Here is a 17,691-nt window from a genome sequence, read left to right on the forward strand (position 1 = left end):
GGCGGGGGGGCGCTGGGCGGCTTGGCGGTCAGCGACGTGATCTTGATCAGCAGTGCCAGATGGCCGCCGTCCAGGTAATTGAGCTGGTTGTTCTTGGTGCGCACGCCCGTCTGGCTCAAGTGTTCGCTGGCGATCACACTGCCGTTGCTGTCGAACTGGTTGATCCAAAAGTCCGCGTCGATGTCGGTAAAACGCCCCAGCTGCAGGCTCAAAACGCCCTCGATGGGGAATTGACCGAACTGTTCCTGCCCGTCGGTGATCGCCACCTTCACTGGCTGATCGCCGAGGTTCTGCTCCCAGGCCTTGTGCGCCAGCACGGTGTAGCTGCTGTCGCCACGCAATTTGTCGACGATAGTGCTCAGGCGCGGCGGGCTCATTTTATCGCCCAGGCGCACGGCGCCAGCATCCCAGTTTTCCGGCGCGGCGCGGCTGTTGATCACCGGCTCGGCGTTCTGGCGTACCAGGATCATTTCCACCTGGTACGGGCTGTCGGCGAACGCCGCAGGTGCCACTACCAGCAACGTCAGGCTCAAAATGCGGAACAGGCGCATTGGGGCGTCCTTCAAGCAGTTTTCGGGATGAGGCGCTCAAACAGCGCTTCAAGGGTATTGAAACGTTCTTCGGCCCGTTCCATCGGCACCATGAACTTGAACAGCGTAGCCCCTTCGAACTTGTAGCGGTTGGGCTGGCCCTGGATCAGCTTGATCAGCACCAGCGGGTCCACCGGGGTCTGCGCTTCGAATTCGATGCGCCCGCCCTGCGGCCCGGCGTCGACCTTCTTGATGCCCAACTGCTCGGCCTGCAATTTGAGCAGCGTCAGGCGCACCAGGTTCTTGGTCGGTTCCGGCAACAGGCCGAAGCGGTCGATCATCTCGACTTGCAGGTCCTTGAGGCCGTCCTCGTCGGTGGCCGAGGCGATGCGCTTGTACAGGATCAACCGCGCATGCACGTCCGGCAGGTAGTCTTCGGGAATCAACGCCGGCAGCCGCAGGTTAATTTCCGGGCCGCCGCCCAGCGGTTGGTCGAGGTTCGGTTGCTCGCCTTTGCGGATGGCTTTCACCGCGCGCTCGAGCATCTCCATATACAGGGTGAAGCCCACGGCCTGGATCTGCCCGCTCTGGCCGTCGCCCAGCAGTTCGCCGGCGCCACGGATTTCCAGGTCGTTGGTGGCCAGCACAAAACCGGCGCCGAGGTCCTGGGTATTGGCGATGGCTTCCAGGCGCTTTTCGGCGTCGGAGGTGATCTGCTGGCGTGGCGGCGTGAGCAAGTAAGCGTAGGCCTGGTGATGGCTGCGCCCGACCCGACCGCGCAGCTGGTGCAGCTGTGCGAGGCCGAACTTGTCGGCGCGCTCGATGATGATGGTGTTGGCGCTCGGCACGTCGATGCCGGTCTCGATGATGGTCGAGGCGATCAGCACGTTGAAGCGCTTGTGGTAGAAGTCGCTCATCACCTGTTCGAGTTCGCGCTCGCGCATCTGCCCGTGGCCGATGGCGATGCGCGCTTCCGGCACCAGTTCGGCGAGGTCGGCGGCGCATTTCTCGATGGTTTTCACGTCGTTGTGCAGGTAGTACACCTGGCCACCACGCAGCAGTTCACGCAGCAGCGCTTCCTTGACCGTGCTTTTGTTCTGTTCCATGACGAAGGTGCGCACCGACAAGCGCCGAGCCGGCGGCGTGGCGATGATCGACAAGTCGCGCATGCCCGACACTGCCATGTTCAGCGTGCGCGGAATCGGCGTGGCGGTGAGGGTGAGGATGTCGACTTCGCTGCGCAGGGCCTTGAGCTGTTCTTTTTGACGCACACCAAAGCGGTGTTCTTCGTCGATGATGACCAGGCCCAGGTTCTTGATCTTCACATCGTCCGACAGCAGCTTATGGGTGCCAATTACGATGTCGATCTTGCCTTCGGCGAGGTCGGCGACGGCGGCATTCACTTCCTTGGCGGACTTGAAGCGGCTCATCACCTCGACGGTCACCGGCCAGTCGGCGAAGCGGTCGCGAAAGCTGTTGTAGTGCTGTTGGGCAAGCAGGGTGGTCGGCACCAGGATTGCCACCTGGCGCCCGCCGTGCACGGCAATGAAGGCTGCACGCATGGCCACTTCGGTCTTGCCGAAACCTACGTCGCCGCACACCAGGCGGTCCATCGGCTTGGGCGCCAGCATGTCGGCGCGTACGGCTTCGATGGTGGTTTGCTGGTCCGGGGTTTCTTCGAACGCAAAGCCGGCGCTGAACGTGGCGTAATCGGCTTTCGGGTCGGCAAAGGCATAACCTTCGCGGGCGGCGCGGCGGGCATAGATGTCGAGCAGTTCGGCGGCCACGTCGCGCACTTGTTCGGCGGCCTTGCGCTTGGCTTTCTGCCAGGTCTCGGAGCCCAGGCGATGCAACGGCGCCAGGGCGTCGTCGCTGCCGGTGTAGCGGGCGATCAGGTGCAGGCTGGCGACCGGCACGTAGAGCTTGGCGCCCTCGGCGTATTCCATGGTGAGGAATTCGGCGGCCTGGTTGTCGATCTCCAGGGTCTGCAGGCCGAGGTAGCGGCCCACCCCGTGGTCGATATGCACCACCGGCGCGCCTTCGCGCAATTCAGTGAGGTTCTTGATCACCGCGTCGTTGTTGGCATCTGCACGCTTTTCGCGGCGACGGCGCTGCATCACGCGTTGGCCGAACAGCGGGCTTTCGGCGATCAGCGCCAAGGCCGGGTCGTCCAGCAGCAAGCCTTCATCCAGCGGCGCGATGGTGATCGCCAGGCGCTCTTTGCTCTTGACGAAGTCCGGCCAGCTGTCGACGGTTTTCGGGCGCAACTTGAGGCGCTCGAGCAACTCCAGCAGCACTTCGCGACGGCCGGCGGATTCGGCGGTAAACAGCACGCGGCCAGGGAACTCTGCGAGGAAGTTGGACAGCGCTTCCAGCGGTTGTGTGGCCTTGGCCTGGATCGACAGGTCCGGCAAGGTCCCCGCCGGGAAACGTTCACGGCCACTGCCGGCGTCCACGTCCTGTTGGCTGGCGACCACGCGCGGCCAGCTTTTGAGGCGCGCAAAGCAGTCTTCCACCGGCAGGAACAGCTCGGCAGGCGGTAATAAAGGACGCGAGGGGTCAACGCGGCGCTCTTCATAACGGTTGCGCACGTCGTTCCAGAAGTTCTCCGCGGCCTGCTCGATGCCCGGCAACGAGAACACTTGGGTGTCTTGGGGCAGGTAGTCGAACAGGGTGGAGGTTTCATCGAAAAACAGCGGCAGGTAGTACTCGATACCCGCTGGTGTAATCCCGCTGCTCAGGTCCTGAAAGATCGGGCAGCGGCGGAAGTCCACATCAAAGCGTTCACGGAAACGCGCCTTGAAGCGCGTGACCGCGTCTTTTTGCAGCGGGAATTCCCGCGCCGGCAACAGCTTGATCGACTCCACTTTATCGATGGAGCGCTGGTTGTCCGGGTCGAAGGTGCGCAACGTCTCGATTTCGTCATCGAACAGGTCGATGCGATACGGCAATTTGCTGCCCATCGGGAACAAGTCGATCAGTGCGCCGCGCACCGCGAACTCGCCGTGTTCGTACACCGTGTCGACGCAGCGGTAGCCACTGGCCTCCAGGCGCGTGCGCATCTGTTCCACATCGAGCTTCTGGCCGACGTCCAGCACCAGGCTGCTGCCCAGCAAGAACTTGGTCGGTGCCAGGCGATGCAGGGCCGTGGTGATCGGTACCACCAGCACGCCGTGGGCCAGTTCCGGCAGGCGGTACAGGCTCGCGATGCGCTGCGAGATGATGTCCTGGTGCGGCGAGAACAGGTCGTAGGGCAGGGTTTCCCAGTCGGGAAAGTGCAGCACGGGCAAATCGGGGGCGAAGAAGCTCAGCTCCTGCTCCAACCGTTCGGCACTTTGGCTGTCGGCGGTGAGCAGCAGGGTAAAGCGCTTGGCTGCGCTGGCAGCCTCGGCGATGGCCAGGCTCAGGGCTGCACCGGGCAGGTTGCCCCAGTGCTGTTTACCTGCCGCGGCAGGGAGAAGCGGTAGACGCAGAACGGGCACGGAAGGTTGAGCTCCAAGCGTTGCGACAAAGTCGGTAATTGTAGCGGTCCGAGGTGCCGCCTGTCAGTTGCTGACTGTGCCTATTACGGTTTGTAGGAAATGTAGTGGCTAAGACAAACAATGGCGTGTTTTGACTCAATATGTAGTGCCATTTTGCGCGTATGTTTCGGAGGGTTACGGACAAGTCAGCGTAGGCGCTTGACTAGTGGCCTTCTGGAACCCGCGTATTTACTGGGCTGCAGAGGGGCGTTGATTTTTGGCAAGGGTTTTTTGTTGTGGAGCGCGCATTGCTCCGAGGGCAGTCGGGCGGCATAATGTAGCCCCTTTTTTCAGCCCCTACATGTGGAAGGTTCCCGTGACTCAGAAGCCCGACCAGTGTCTTGGTGAATGGATCGACCGTGAAGCACTCGCAGAAGCGATGATCCCGCTTATCGGTCAGCTGTACCGCAATAACAATGTGGTGAGCTCGATCTATGGCCGCAGCCTGATCAACCAGTCAGTCATCGCGATTCTCAAGGCGCATCGCTTTGCTCGCCATCGTTCTGCCGACGACAGCGAACTCTCCGTCCACGAAACATTCCCCCTGCTTAAAGCCATGAGCGAGCTCAAGCTCGGCGCGGCTTCGGTTGACCTGGGCAAGCTGGCCTACAAATTCCGCAAGGAAGGCGCTGGTCGCAGCGCCGAGCAGTTCGTGCGTGAAGAAATGGCCGAAGTGGTTGGCCAGCAAAACGCCGCTGCCCGCAAAGGCACCGACGTGGTGCTGTACGGCTTCGGTCGTATCGGCCGCCTGCTGGCGCGCATCCTGATCGAAAAAACCGGTGGCGGCGACGGCCTGCGCCTGCGTGCCATTGTGGTGCGCAAGGGCGCCGAGAACGACCTGACCAAGCGCGCCAGCCTGCTGCGTCGCGACTCGGTACACGGTCCGTTCAACGGCACCATCGTCATCGACGAAGAAAACAACACCATCACCGCCAACGGTAACCTGATCCAGGTGATCTACGCGAAGAACCCGACTGAGGTGGACTACACCCAGTACGGCATCAAGGACGCCCTGCTGGTGGACAACACCGGCGTATGGCGTGACGCCGAGGGCCTGGGCCAGCACCTGGCCTGCCCGGGTATCGACCGCGTTGTCCTCACCGCGCCTGGCAAGGGCAAGCTGAAGAACATCGTGCATGGCATCAACCATGGCGAAATCACGGCTGACGACAAGATCGTGTCCGCCGCTTCCTGCACCACCAACGCCATTGTGCCGGTGCTGAAGGCAGTGAATGACAAGTTCGGTATCGTTAACGGCCACGTTGAAACCGTTCACTCGTACACCAACGACCAGAACCTGATCGACAACTTCCACAAAGGCGATCGCCGTGGCCGTAGCGCCGCGTTGAACATGGTGATCACCGAGACCGGTGCTGCTACCGCTGCCGCCAAGGCCCTGCCAGAACTGGCCGGCAAGCTGACCGGTAACGCGATCCGCGTACCGACGCCGAACGTGTCGATGGCCATTCTCAACCTCAACCTTGAGAACGCCGCCACCCGTGAAGAGATGAACGAGTACCTGCGCTACATGGCGCTGCACTCCGATCTGCATAAGCAAATCGACTTCGTCAACTCGCAGGAAGTGGTCTCCACCGACTTCGTTGGCTCGCGCCACGCCGGTGTAGTGGACGCGGAAGCGACCATTAGCCAGGACAACCGCGTTGTGCTGTACGTTTGGTACGACAACGAGTTCGGCTACAGCTGCCAGGTGGTTCGCGTGATGGAAGACATGGCTGGGGTCAACCCGCCTGCGTTTCCGCGCTAAGCATTAGCGGCCGATGAAAAAGCCCCGACTGGTTCGGGGCTTTTTTTGTGCCCGTGGTTTTTTGGCTGGCTGTAAGGGCCTCATCGGGGGCAAGCCCCCTCCCACATTTGGACCGTGTTTCTTCAGGATATACGCGGTCGAAATGTGGGGGCGGGCTTGCTCGCGAAGGCGGTAGTTCAGTCGGCGCAAATCTCTCAATTCAGCAATTTGCTGCGCAACTCCTCGGATAAACCCTTGGGCGCCAGCCAGATCCCCAGGTAAGCCCGCGCCAGCTCTTCATCGCGACTGCTGAACACCACCTGGCCGTTGATCTCCAGGTTCAACCCACGCCCCGGATGAAAATCCAGGGCGTAGCGATCTCCAGCCTGAATGTTGCGAAAACGGGCATGCAGATTTTGCAGTTCCGGTTTCAAGCGTTCGCTGGTTTGCTGACGCTCCAGTGTGGCTGTGGCGGCTTTGATCACATCGTTGCGGTGAATGTCGCGAAAGTAATACAGCGTCAGGCGTAGCGCCTTTTGCTGGTCCCAGGCTTGCTTTGCGCTCAGGTTCGCCGGGGCATACAGCGCGGCGGCGTAGACATCGGCCCAGAGGTAGGTGAGCACCGCCTGATTTTTAAGGGCCAGTTCCTGAGCGGTGGACGGGAAACCCGCTTGCTTGACGCGATCCGCCTCATCGGCGTGGGCGCTGATCGACAACAGCAGCAATAAACCGATAAACACATGCCGCATAATGGCTCGTCCTGAAAAGGTGCGTGCCTACAGGTTAATTCAATTTTCGGCAACGGCAGGGGTTATGCGTAATCTGCGTGAAATCGCGATGGGGTGCGGGTTTGCGTTGCTGGCGGGGTGCGGCGACGGGTTAGAGCAGTTTGGCGGGCCGACCATGGGCAGTACCTACTCGATCCAGTACGTCAGAACGGCGAGCAGCCCGAGTACAAAAGCGCTTCAGCGCCAGGTGGAACGTATTCTGGGCGACGTCGACCAGCAATTTTCGACCTACCGCAGCGACTCTGTGATCGAGGGCTTCAACCGTCTGCCAGCGAACAGCTGCCAGCCGATGCCCGAGCCGGTCCTGCAACTGGTGCGCACCGGCGAGCAACTGTCCCAGGCCAGCGGTGGCGCGTTTGACCTGACAGTGGAGCCGCTGCTGAACCTGTGGGGTTTTGGCCCTCAGGCACGTGAGCTGAAGGTGCCGGATGCCGCCGCACTGGCCCAGGTGCGCCAGCGGGTCGGCTACCAGCATTTGCGCATCGAGGGCGAGCAGTTGTGCAAGGACGCCGCTGTCGCAGTCGACTTCAACAGCATCGCTGCGGGCTACGCGGTGGACCGCATCGCCGCTTTGCTCGGTAGCCAAGGCATCCGCAGCTACCTTGTCGAAGCCACCGGCGAACTCAAGGCTGTGGGCCGCAAACCTGACGGCTCGCCGTGGCGCATCGCCCTGGAGGAGCCCCGCGACGATCGACAGGTCGCCGAAAGAATCATCCCAGTGGATGGCGTGGGTGTGTCCACATCAGGTGACTATCGCAATTATTTCCAGCAGGATGGTCGGCGTTATTCCCACACGCTGGATGCGCGCACCGGTGCGCCGATCACCCATCGACTGGCATCGGTGACGGTGCTTCAACCTTCGGCGCTGGCGGCCGATGGCCTGTCGACGTTATTGCTGATTCTCGGGCCTGAGCAAGGCTGGGCCTACGCCGAACAGCAGCACATCGCCGCGTTTTTTGTGATGCGTGAGGGGGAGGGTTTCGTCACACGCAGTAACAAGGCATTCGACCAGCTGACGGCGGTAAAACCGTAATCAGCGCCCTGTAGTAAAGGCAAAACTGGCCTACGACGCGACCAAGGGTTAATGTGCGCGGCGTTGAGCCTTATATAGACTGTGCCCCGGTTCACACACTTGAGCCAAATTGTCCTTCATGACCGCTGGCCGCGGCATGATTTAGCCCGGCGTCCAACCGTACGCCTGGCCTGTTCTGAGGAGTACGCATGGCTGTCTACAACTACGACGTGGTGGTACTGGGTTCCGGCCCAGCTGGAGAAGGTGCGGCGATGAACGCCGCGAAGGCAGGGCGCAAGGTGGCGATGGTCGATAGCCGTCGCCAGGTCGGCGGTAACTGCACCCACCTGGGTACCATCCCGTCCAAGGCCTTGCGTCACTCGGTCCGCCAGATCATGCAGTTCAACACCAACCCGATGTTCCGGGCCATTGGTGAGCCGCGCTGGTTCTCGTTCCCGGACGTATTGAAAAGCGCAGAAAAAGTCATTTCCAAACAAGTCGCCTCGCGCACCGGCTACTACGCCCGTAACCGCGTCGACCTGTTCTTCGGCACCGGCAGCTTCGCCGACGAGCAAACCATTGAAGTGGTCTGCCCCAACGGTGTGGTCGAGAAACTGGTGGCCAAGCACATCATCATCGCCACCGGCTCGCGCCCGTATCGCCCGGCGGACATCGATTTCCACCACCCGCGTATCTACGATAGCGACACCATCCTGAGCCTGGGCCACACCCCGCGCAAACTGATCATCTACGGCGCCGGCGTGATCGGCTGTGAATACGCCTCGATCTTCAGCGGCCTGGGTGTACTGGTGGAGCTGGTGGACAACCGCGACCAGCTGCTGAGCTTCCTCGACTCGGAAATTTCCCAGGCGTTGAGCTACCACTTCAGCAACAACAACATCACCGTGCGCCACAACGAAGAGTACGAGCGCGTCGAAGGCCTGGACAACGGGGTGATCCTGCACCTCAAGTCCGGCAAGAAGATCAAGGCCGACGCCTTGCTGTGGTGTAACGGGCGTACCGGTAACACCGACAAGCTGGGCATGGAAAACATTGGGGTCAAGGTCAACAGCCGTGGCCAGATCGAGGTAGACGAGAACTACCGCACCTGCGTGGCCAACATCTACGGTGCCGGTGACGTGATCGGCTGGCCGAGCCTGGCGAGTGCCGCGCACGACCAGGGCCGTTCGGCCGCTGGCAGCATTGTCGACAATGGCAGCTGGCGTTATGTAAACGACGTGCCGACCGGGATCTACACGATTCCCGAGATCAGCTCGATCGGCAAGAACGAGCACGAACTGACCAAGGCCAAGGTGCCTTACGAAGTGGGCAAGGCGTTCTTCAAGAGCATGGCGCGTGCACAGATCGCCGGTGAGCCGCAGGGCATGCTGAAGATTCTGTTCCACCGTGAAACCCTGGAAGTCCTTGGCGTGCATTGCTTCGGCTACCAGGCCTCGGAGATCGTGCACATCGGCCAGGCGATCATGAACCAGCCGGGTGAACTCAATACCCTCAAGTATTTTGTAAACACCACGTTCAACTACCCGACTATGGCCGAAGCCTATCGGGTAGCGGCCTACGACGGCCTCAACCGGCTTTTTTAAGCGGCTCCGGCCGGTGGCCTGAGCCGGCCGGGGAGACCGATTTCAGTAATTCCCGAGGGTGGCAGTGGCCAAACCGGGAAAGTCTGTAATCAGGCTATCTACGCCGAAGTCGGCGAGCCTGCGCATCAGCGCGGGTTCGTTGACTGTCCACACGGACACGTGCAAGCCCTGGCGCTGGGCTTTTTCCAGACGCTCAGGGGTGCACAACGTCCAGTTCAACGCCAAGTACTCACAGCCATAGTTCTGCGCGACCTTCAGCGGGTCGAGCCAGGCGTATTCGGCGACCAGGCCGCGTGACAGGTCGGGGGTGAGTTCAACCGCCGCTTTCAGCACTTCCCGCGAGCTTGAGGTCACGGTGACCTTGTCCATGATGCCGAAACGCACCGCCATTTCCCGGATCGCCAGTACGGTGGTCGCGGCGCGGGTGCGCGAAGCGCTTTTGACTTCCAGTTGCCAGTGATCGAAGTCGCACTGCTCGAACAGCTCTTCCAGGCGCGGGATCGGGCACGGCTTGACCCAGCCCGGGCCGCCTTTGCGCGCGTCCATCTTCACCAGGTCTGCCGCTGAGTACTCGACGACTTTGCCGCGCCGGTCGGCGGTGCGCTTGAGTGTCGGGTCGTGGATGACCATCAACTCGCCGTCCATGGACAGGTGCAAGTCCAGTTCGCAGCGGCGTACGCCGTGCTTGAGGCACTCCTGAAAGCTGGTCAGGGTGTTTTCCGGTGCTTCGCCTTTGGCACCGCGGTGGCCATAAATCAGGGTCACAGTTGCTCCTTTGCGCCAGGCTGGCTGGCGTAGTGAATACGTATTCAGAGGTCGTCGCTTTGTTCTCGCGCCAGGCGGCGCTCCTGGGCTTGTTTCTGGAAGATGTAGCGCGCGAGCAATTGGCGCTGGGCGTCGGTCATGGCTTCGAATTCCGTGCCTACGTCAAAACCCTCGCCTTTGGGGTCGCAATGGGTCACCCGCGCACGTAGCAGCAGGCCCAGCGCCTGGGGCATCAGCACCAGCTTGACGGCCAGGTGGGCGCCGGTCGGCAGGGGCGTGGGGTGCTGGAAGTCGATGCCGCCTTCGGAAATGATCACCGGCTGCGGGGCGCCGACCTCATCCAGCAGGCCGCGCGCCATGATTTGGCTGAGCAGGTCCAGGCGTTTGTTCTGCACGCGCAGGAAGGCGGCGAGGGTGCGATCCTTCTCACTGAGCTGGCGCAACAGGTGCTGGGCTTCGAACTCGCTCAGGTGCAGTTCACTGAGCAGATTGAACAGCGGCGAATCATCCAGCAACACTTCCTTGCTCGCCGCTTGGGGGGCAGACAGGCTTTTGATTTGAAGTGCGATCATGTCGTCGATACGGTAGTATTCGCGGCGCTCTTCTTCATCTAATGTCGACATGGCGAACCCCAGGTAACGGTAATGGTCTGAGTGTAAAGCTGCTTACCAGACCCCGCCACCGGGACGTCTTCTTTTCCTCCGAACAAGCCCCGACATGTTCAGACCTCTCTTCGTATTTATCGGCACGCGTTATACCCGTGCAAAGCGTCGCAATCATTTTGTGTCGTTCATTTCCTTGACCTCGATGATCGGGCTCGCCTTGGGCGTGGTCGTGATGATCGTGGTGCTGTCGGTGATGAACGGCTTCGATCATGAGATGCGCACCCGCGTGCTGGGCATGGTGCCCCACGCGACCATCGAGGGCGATGCGCCCATCAGCGATTGGCAAAGCCTGGCCGACAAGGTCAAGCAGAACCCCAAGGTGCTGGCCGTTGCGCCGTTTACCCAGATGCAGGGCTTGCTGACCAATGACGGCAAGGTGCAGAAGATCCTGCTCAATGCCATCGACCCGGCCCAGGAACGCAACGTCTCGATCATCGACAAGTTCATGCTGCAGGGCAAACTCGACGACCTGGCGCCCGGCAGCTTCGGCATCGTGATCGGCGACAAGGCGGCGGCCAAGCTCGGCGTGGGCATCGGCGACAAGCTGACCTTCGTCGCGCCGGAAGTCACCGTGACCCCGGCCGGCATGTTTCCGCGCATGAAGCGCTTTACCGTGGTCGGCACCTTCCACGTGGGCGCCGGCGAGATCGACGGCTACCTCGGCCTGACCAACCTCACCGACCTCGCGCGCCTGCACCGCTGGAAGCCGGACCAGGTGCAGGGCCTGCGCCTCAAGTTCAACGACCTGTTCGACGCACCGCGCGGCGCCTGGGAAATCGCCCAGCACTTGGGTGAAAGCCAGTACTACGCCCGCGACTGGACCCGTACCCACGGCAACCTGTACCAGGCCATCCGCATGGAAAAAGCCATGATCGGCCTGCTGTTGCTGCTGATCGTCGCCGTGGCTGCGTTCAATATCATCTCCACGCTGGTGATGGTGGTGAACGACAAGAAGGGCGATATCGCCATCCTGCGCACCCTCGGCGCGACGCCGGGGCAGATCATGGCGATCTTCATGGTGCAGGGCACTGTGATTGGCGTGGTCGGCACCTTGATCGGTACCGCGGTGGGCATCCTGGCAGCACTGAATGTCAGCGCCGCCATCGCCGGCCTCGAAACCCTGATCGGCCATAAGTTTCTCAACGCCGACGTCTACTTCATCGACTACTTGCCGTCCCAGGTTCAGGCCCAGGACGTGTTGATGGTGGGCGGCGCTGCGTTGGTATTGAGTTTCCTTGCCACCCTGTATCCAGCCTGGCGCGCGGCACGTACCCAGCCAGCACAGGCCTTACGTTATGAGTGAATCGGGCATGAGTGAAAAAGCAATCCTGAGCTGCCGCAACCTGGGCAAATCCTACGAGGAAGGCCCGGAATCGGTGGTGGTGTTGTCCAACCTGCAGCTGGAACTTCATCCAGGCGAGCGCGTGGCGATCGTCGGCAGTTCCGGCTCTGGCAAAAGTACCTTGCTGAACCTGTTGGGCGGCCTCGACACGCCGTCCCAGGGCAGCGTGTGGCTGGCCGGTGAAGAATTGTCGGCGCTCGGTGAAAAGGCCCGTGGCCAACTGCGCAACCGTTCGCTCGGTTTTGTGTACCAGTTTCACCACCTGCTGCCGGAATTCACCGCGTTGGAAAACGTGTGCATGCCGCTGTTGATCGGCAAGACCGCGATCCCGGAGGCGCGCCAACGTGCCAAGGCGCTGCTGGAGCGCGTCGGCCTCGGCCATCGCCTGGAGCACAAACCGGCCGAGCTGTCCGGCGGCGAGCGCCAGCGTGTGGCGATTGCCCGTGCGCTGGTGAACAACCCAGGGCTGGTGATGCTCGACGAGCCGACCGGCAACCTCGACTCCCACACCGCCCAGGGCATCAAGGACTTGATGCTGGAACTGAGCACCCAGATGCGCACCGCGTTCCTGGTGGTGACCCATGACATGAGCATGGCCCGCCAGATGGACCGCGTGTTGCACCTGCAGGAAGGTCATCTGGTCGCCATCTGACCCGTTTCAAGCCCGGCGCCTGGCGTCGGGCTTTTTTCATTTTTTCAACGGTGCCCGCGAATGTTCAGACCGTTATCGATTTTCATCGGCACGCGCTATACCCGCGCCAAGCGCCGCAACCGTTTTGTTTCGTTTATTTCGATGACCTCGATGATCGGCCTCGCCCTGGGCGTGCTGGCGATGATCGTGGTGTTGTCGGTGATGAATGGCTTCCAGCGCGAAATGAGCTCACGCATCCTCGGCATGGTGCCGCACGCCACCATCGTCGGCGTTAACCCGATTGATGATTGGCAGCCAGTGGCCGCCGCTGCGCTGAAGAATCCGCAAGTCACCGCTGCCGTACCCTTCACGCAGATGGACGGCATGTTCTCCTACAAAGGCGCGATGCAGCCGATCGAGATCAGCGGCATCGACCCGGCGCAGGAAGGCAAGGTGTCGATCGTGGCCCAGCACATCGTGCGGGGCAAACTGGAGGACTTGAAACCCGGTGAGTTCGGCGTGGTGGTGGGTGAAATCACTGCCCGGCGTTTTCGCCTGAATGTGGGCGACAAGCTGACCCTGATCGTCCCGGAAATCAGCACCGCGCCGGGTGGCATCACCCCGCGCATGCAGCGTTTGAACGTGGTCGGTATCTTCAAGGTTGGCGCCGAGCTGGATGGCTCCATGGCCCTGATCCACATGGCCGACGCAGCGGAAATCCAGCATTGGCAGCCCAACCAGGTGCAAAGCGTGCGCCTGGCGGTAAAGGACTTGTACGCAGCGCCCAAGGTGTCCACGGACATCGCCGGCAGTCTCGGTGCGGCCTACAAGGCTGACGACTGGACCCACACCCAGGGCAGCCTGTTCAGCGCGATGAAGATGGAAAAGACCATGATCGGCCTGCTGTTGCTGATGATCGTCGCCGTGGCCGCGTTCAACATCATTGCCACGTTGATCATGGTGGTAAACGACAAGGGCGCGGACATCGCCATCCTGCGCACCATCGGTGCCACGCCACGGCAGATCATGGCGATCTTCATGGTGCAGGGCACGGTGATCGGCATTGTCGGTACCCTGATCGGCGGCGTGCTGGGGGTGATTGCGGCGCTGAATGTGAGTGAACTGGTGGGCTGGGTCGAGCGGGTCACCGGGCAGCATATCTTCAGTTCGGATGTGTACTTCGTCAGCAACCTGCCGTCCGAGCTGCAAGGTGGTGATGTGCTGCTGATTTGCACGGCCGGGTTTGTGTTGAGCTTTCTGGCGACGCTGTATCCAGCGTATCGGGCGGCGAAGATTGAACCGGCGCATGCGCTGAGATATTCGTAAGGCTTTAGACCGTTATCGGGGGCAAGCCCCCTCCCACAGTTGTCCGCTTACATGCTTTGGAATGCGGTCGAATGTGGGAGGGGGCTTGCCCCCGATAGGGCCGGCACAGCTTGCATCAACCGACGGCAGGCAACTCAATCACAAACCGCGTCCACCCCATCCCAGACTCACAATAAATCCGCCCCCCATGCGCCCGCACAATCGACTGGGTAATCGCCAACCCCAGCCCCGCATGCTCGCTGCTGCCTTCATGGCGCGCCGGGTCGGCCCGATAGAAGCGGTCAAACAACTTAGGTAGCAACTCCGGGGGGATGCCGTCGCCGGTGTTCTCAACCGTGAGTGTTACCCCATCCACCATGCGTACCCGTATTTCGCCACCCGCGGGGGTAAACCGCAGCGCGTTGTCGAGCAGGTTCGAGAGCGCACGTCGCAACATGGCGCGATCGCCCAGGGTTTGCGCGGTGCCTTCGCGCACCAGGCTGACGTGAGCGTCCTCGGCCAGCAATGCAAAGAACTCCAGCAACGCGTCCACTTCATCCGCCAGTGCCAGGGGTTCGCGTTTGGGCACCAGCAGCCCATGATCCGCCTTGGCCAGGTAAAGCATGTCGTTGACCAGTTGCGCCATCCATTGCAGCTCTTCGAGGTTGCTGTGCAACGCCTCGCGGTAATCCTCCAGCGGGCGCGGCTGGGTGAGGATGACCTGGGTCTGGGTCAGTAGGTTCGACAGGGGCGTGCGCAGTTCGTGGGCGATGTCGGCGGAAAACGCCGAGAGGCGCTGGAAGGCGTCGTCCAGGCGCCCGAGCATGGCGTTGAAGGCCTGGGCCAGTTCGGCCAGCTCCACCGGCATGTGTTGCTGGGGCAGGCGCTGGGTCAAGGAGTGGGCCGACACACTGGCGGCCACGTCGCCCATGCGTCGCAAGGGCCGCAACCCGCTGCGGGCGGCCCATGCGCCGAGCAGGGCAGTGGCCAGGGCGGACAGGCCGACGGTGAGCCAGATCAGGCGCTGCATGCGTTGCAGGAAATGCTGGTGGTGGGTGATATCGAGCATCAGGCTCAGGTGCGGCGAATCGGCTTGGCCGGCCCTCAATGGCGCGTTGTAGACCCTGTAGTCGGTGCCACCGCTTTGCAGGCTGTGCAGGCCGGGCGCGGCGGGCAAGGTGAGGCCTGGCGCATCGTCCAGCCAGCGTTGCCCGGCTGCGCTGATACGCAGGGTCAGGTCGGGCTGGCGCCTGAGTTCGGTGCGCAGTTGCGCTTCGCGTTGGGCGAATGCGCTCGGCGAGTCGACACCCTGCAAGGTGCTGCGCAGCGCCAGCAGCTGGCTGTCGAGCTGTTGCTGGTCCAGCTCAATGAAGTGCGCTTCGCTGGCGCGGTTGAACAGCACACCGGCAAGCAACGACACCACTGCCGTGCAGGCGGCAAACAGCAGCGCGAGGCGGCTGGTCAAGGACAGGCGCTTGATCAATTGACGCGCTCCTCCAGCACATAACCCATGCCGCGCACAGTGTGGATCAGCTTGTTGGCGAAGTTGTCGTCGATTTTCAGGCGCAGACGGCGGATCGCCACTTCGATGATGTTGGTGTCGCTGTCGAAATTCATGTCCCACACCTGGGAGGCGATCAGCGATTTGGGCAGCACTTCGCCCTGGCGGCGCAGCAGCAGTTCGAGCAGGGAGAATTCCTTGGCGGTCAGGTCGATGCGCTGGCCGTCCCGTTCGACGCGACGGCGGATCAGGTCCAGGCGCAGGTCGGCCAGTTGCAGCGCGGTTTCCTGCGGTGTGCTGTTGCCACGGCGCAACAGGCTGCGCACGCGGGCCAGCAGTTCAGAAAAGGCAAAGGGCTTGACCAGGTAGTCATCGGCGCCCAGCTCAAGGCCGTGCACGCGGTCTTCCACGGCGTCGCGGGCGGTGAGGAACAGCACCGGTGTTTCCAGGCCCGCACTGCGCACCGCCTGCAGGATTTGCCAGCCGTCGCGGCCGGGCAGCATCACATCGAGGATCAGCAGGTCGTAGTCGCCGGTCAATGCCAGGTGTTGGCCGCTGGTGCCGTCGGCCACCAATTCGGTGGTAAACCCGGCCTCGGCCAGGCCCTGGCGCAGGTAATGCCCGGTTTTCGGTTGGTCTTCAACGATCAGCAGTTTCATGGGCAACTCTTGGCAGCGGGTGACGACGGGGCTTTATACCGTGGCTGCCAGGCCAAGGGCGCAACCTGACAAAGTTGTAATCTAACCGTCAGCTGGCTGGCAGTGGCGCAATCTTAGAGTGCTGACCCAGCGTGTTACACCTTTTTGGAGAATAGACATGGCATTGCGTACCCCCCGGTTGTTGGCCGGCTGCCTGATGGCGCTGAGTTTCAATGCACTGGCCGATGCAGCCCACACCTATGCATTCGGCCACCCGGCATCGGCGAGCGCGGCCACGCGTACCGTGGAAGTGACGCTGCAGGACATTGCCTTTTCGCCCAAGTCCCTGGAGGTAAAAGCCGGTGAGACGGTGCGTTTCGTGCTGGTCAACAAAGGTCAGTTGCTGCATGAGTTCAACCTGGGCGACGCAGCCATGCACGCCGCACACCAGAAGGAAATGCTGCAGATGCAGGCCAGCGGCATGCTCACCGCTACCGGCATGGGCAAAATGGATCACAGCGCGATGGGGCATGGCGATATGGGCGGCATGCAGCATGACGACCCCAATAGCGTGCTGGTGGAACCGGGCAAGACCGCCGAGCTGACCTGGACCTTCACCCAGGCCACGGGCCTGGAGTTCGCTTGCAACCTGCCCGGGCATTACCAGGCGGGTATGGTTGGCAAGCTGACCGTTGAGTGAGGCGATTATCAAGGGCGGGTGCAAAGGCTGGTAGACTGGCGCGGTTTATTTAGCCAGGTTTCCGCCATGCATCCCGCAGCCGAACATTCGCCGCTGGGCAAGTCCAGTGAATACATCTCCACCTACACGCCATCGTTGCTGTTTCCGATTCCGCGCGCCGCCAAGTGGGCCGAGCTGGGCCTGAGTGCCGAGACCCTGCCTTACAAGGGCGTGGATTTCTGGAACTGCTTCGAACTGTCCTGGCTGCTGCCGTCGGGCAAGCCGGTGGTGGCCATTGGTGAGTTCAGTATCCCCGCCGATTCACCGAACATCATCGAATCCAAGTCGTTCAAGCTGTACCTCAACTCGCTGAACCAAACCGCGTTCGCCGATACCTCGAGCCTGGAAGCGACCTTGCGCGCCGACCTCAGCGCGGCTGCCGGCAAGCCGGTCAGCGTGCGTATCCGCAGCCTGTCTGAAATCGAAGCCGAAGGCGTGATGGCGTTGCCGGGCGCGTGCATCGACGATCTGGATATCAGCGTCAGCAACTACGAGCATCCGCGCCCCGAATTGCTGCGTTGCGATGCTTCGCGCATCGTCGAGGAGAGCGTGCACAGCCATTTGCTCAAATCCAACTGCCCGGTCACCAGCCAGCCGGATTGGGGCAGCGTGGTGGTGGAGTACCGCGGTTCGGCGCTCAATCACGCCAGCCTGCTGGAATATATCGTGAGCTTTCGCCAGCACTCGGACTTCCACGAGCAGTGTGTAGAGCGGATTTTCCTGGACTTGCAGCGCCTGCTGAAGCCGGAAAAGTTGACGGTGTATGCGCGGTACGTGCGGCGGGGCGGGTTGGATATCAACCCGTATCGCAGCACCGAGGCTGTGGCGTTCCAGAACGTGCGTCTGGCGCGTCAGTAGCCCTTACGCAAAACCAATGTGGGAGCGGGCTTGCTCGCGAATGCAGGG

General features: G+C 61.8%; 15 protein-coding genes. 8 read left to right on the plus strand and 7 right to left on the minus strand.

The window, feature by feature from the left end; translation table 11 throughout:
* Together GIW02_RS05655 and mfd are read right to left on the minus strand one after the other, a co-directional pair.
* Positions 1-551: CsiV family protein (locus tag GIW02_RS05655; protein WP_236421791.1), on the minus strand; the 551-nt coding region annotated here is incomplete at its 3' end.
* An 11-nt stretch (positions 552-562) separates the two neighbouring features.
* Positions 563-4,012: a transcription-repair coupling factor gene (mfd, locus tag GIW02_RS05660; RefSeq protein ID WP_236414546.1), complete on the minus strand. Its 3,450-nt coding sequence runs from the start codon at positions 4,010-4,012 to the stop codon at positions 563-565.
* 340 nt (positions 4,013-4,352) lie between these two features.
* Between mfd and GIW02_RS05665 the strand changes: the two genes are divergently transcribed.
* Positions 4,353-5,816 (plus strand): glyceraldehyde-3-phosphate dehydrogenase, encoded by a 1,464-nt coding sequence (locus tag GIW02_RS05665; RefSeq protein ID WP_236414544.1) that lies wholly within the window; start codon positions 4,353-4,355, stop codon positions 5,814-5,816.
* 194 nt (positions 5,817-6,010) lie between these two features.
* Here GIW02_RS05665 and GIW02_RS05670 read toward each other — a convergent pair whose 3' ends face one another.
* Positions 6,011-6,544 carry a chalcone isomerase family protein gene (locus GIW02_RS05670; RefSeq protein WP_236414542.1) on the minus strand — a complete coding sequence of 178 codons (534 nt, stop codon included), beginning with the start codon at positions 6,542-6,544 and terminating at the stop codon, positions 6,011-6,013.
* A 64-nt stretch (positions 6,545-6,608) separates the two neighbouring features.
* Here GIW02_RS05670 and GIW02_RS05675 point away from each other — a divergent pair, with 64 nt between their 5' ends.
* Together GIW02_RS05675 and sthA are read left to right on the plus strand one after the other, a co-directional pair.
* Positions 6,609-7,616: an FAD:protein FMN transferase gene (locus tag GIW02_RS05675; protein WP_236414531.1), complete on the plus strand. Its 1,008-nt coding sequence runs from the start codon at positions 6,609-6,611 to the stop codon at positions 7,614-7,616.
* Positions 7,617-7,804: 188 nt separating this feature from the next.
* Positions 7,805-9,199, plus strand: coding sequence for a Si-specific NAD(P)(+) transhydrogenase (gene sthA, locus GIW02_RS05680; protein ID WP_016975273.1), 1,395 nt, complete (start codon positions 7,805-7,807; stop codon positions 9,197-9,199).
* Between the two features lie 42 nt (positions 9,200-9,241).
* Here the strand turns inward: sthA and GIW02_RS05685 are convergent, their stop codons facing one another.
* Both GIW02_RS05685 and GIW02_RS05690 read right to left on the minus strand, forming a co-directional pair.
* Complete coding sequence (locus GIW02_RS05685; protein WP_236414529.1) at positions 9,242-9,964, minus strand: glycerophosphodiester phosphodiesterase family protein; 723 nt, start codon at positions 9,962-9,964, stop codon at positions 9,242-9,244.
* Between the two features lie 44 nt (positions 9,965-10,008).
* Complete coding sequence (locus GIW02_RS05690; RefSeq protein WP_236414528.1) at positions 10,009-10,587, minus strand: PilZ domain-containing protein; 579 nt, start codon at positions 10,585-10,587, stop codon at positions 10,009-10,011.
* A gap of 94 nt (positions 10,588-10,681) precedes the next feature.
* On the opposite strand from GIW02_RS05690, the gene GIW02_RS05695 reads away from it, so the two are divergent.
* Genes GIW02_RS05695 through GIW02_RS05705 form a run of 3 tightly spaced genes read left to right on the plus strand, consistent with a single transcriptional unit; the run spans position 10,682 to position 13,928 of the window.
* Entirely contained in the window at positions 10,682-11,932 is a 1,251-nt protein-coding gene (locus GIW02_RS05695; RefSeq protein ID WP_236414526.1) for a lipoprotein-releasing ABC transporter permease subunit, read from the plus strand.
* 7 nt (positions 11,933-11,939) lie between these two features.
* Positions 11,940-12,623 carry a lipoprotein-releasing ABC transporter ATP-binding protein LolD gene (lolD, locus tag GIW02_RS05700; RefSeq protein WP_017477213.1) on the plus strand — a complete coding sequence of 228 codons (684 nt, stop codon included), beginning with the start codon at positions 11,940-11,942 and terminating at the stop codon, positions 12,621-12,623.
* A gap of 60 nt (positions 12,624-12,683) precedes the next feature.
* Entirely contained in the window at positions 12,684-13,928 is a 1,245-nt protein-coding gene (locus GIW02_RS05705; protein ID WP_236414524.1) for a lipoprotein-releasing ABC transporter permease subunit, read from the plus strand.
* Between the two features lie 115 nt (positions 13,929-14,043).
* Here the strand turns inward: GIW02_RS05705 and GIW02_RS05710 are convergent, their stop codons facing one another.
* Positions 14,044-15,390, minus strand: coding sequence for a heavy metal sensor histidine kinase (locus GIW02_RS05710; RefSeq protein WP_236414522.1), 1,347 nt, complete (start codon positions 15,388-15,390; stop codon positions 14,044-14,046).
* Positions 15,387-16,067 carry a heavy metal response regulator transcription factor gene (locus GIW02_RS05715; protein ID WP_236414520.1) on the minus strand — a complete coding sequence of 227 codons (681 nt, stop codon included), beginning with the start codon at positions 16,065-16,067 and terminating at the stop codon, positions 15,387-15,389. Before GIW02_RS05715 ends, GIW02_RS05710 begins: the two co-directional genes overlap by 4 nt.
* Before the next feature lie 157 nt (positions 16,068-16,224).
* Between GIW02_RS05715 and copI the strand changes: the two genes are divergently transcribed.
* Together copI and queF are read left to right on the plus strand one after the other, a co-directional pair.
* The gene (gene copI, locus GIW02_RS05720) at positions 16,225-16,746 is read left to right on the plus strand and encodes a copper-resistant cuproprotein CopI (RefSeq protein WP_236414518.1); all 522 of its coding nucleotides are present in this window, start codon (positions 16,225-16,227) and stop codon (positions 16,744-16,746) included.
* Positions 16,747-16,812: 66 nt separating this feature from the next.
* The gene (gene queF / locus GIW02_RS05725; RefSeq protein ID WP_236414516.1) at positions 16,813-17,643 is read left to right on the plus strand and encodes an NADPH-dependent 7-cyano-7-deazaguanine reductase QueF; all 831 of its coding nucleotides are present in this window, start codon (positions 16,813-16,815) and stop codon (positions 17,641-17,643) included.
* Positions 17,644-17,691: the final 48 nt, after the last annotated feature.

The sequence above is a fragment of the Pseudomonas syringae genome, from assembly GCF_021606685.1.
Taxonomy (GTDB): domain Bacteria; phylum Pseudomonadota; class Gammaproteobacteria; order Pseudomonadales; family Pseudomonadaceae; genus Aquipseudomonas; species Aquipseudomonas syringae_R.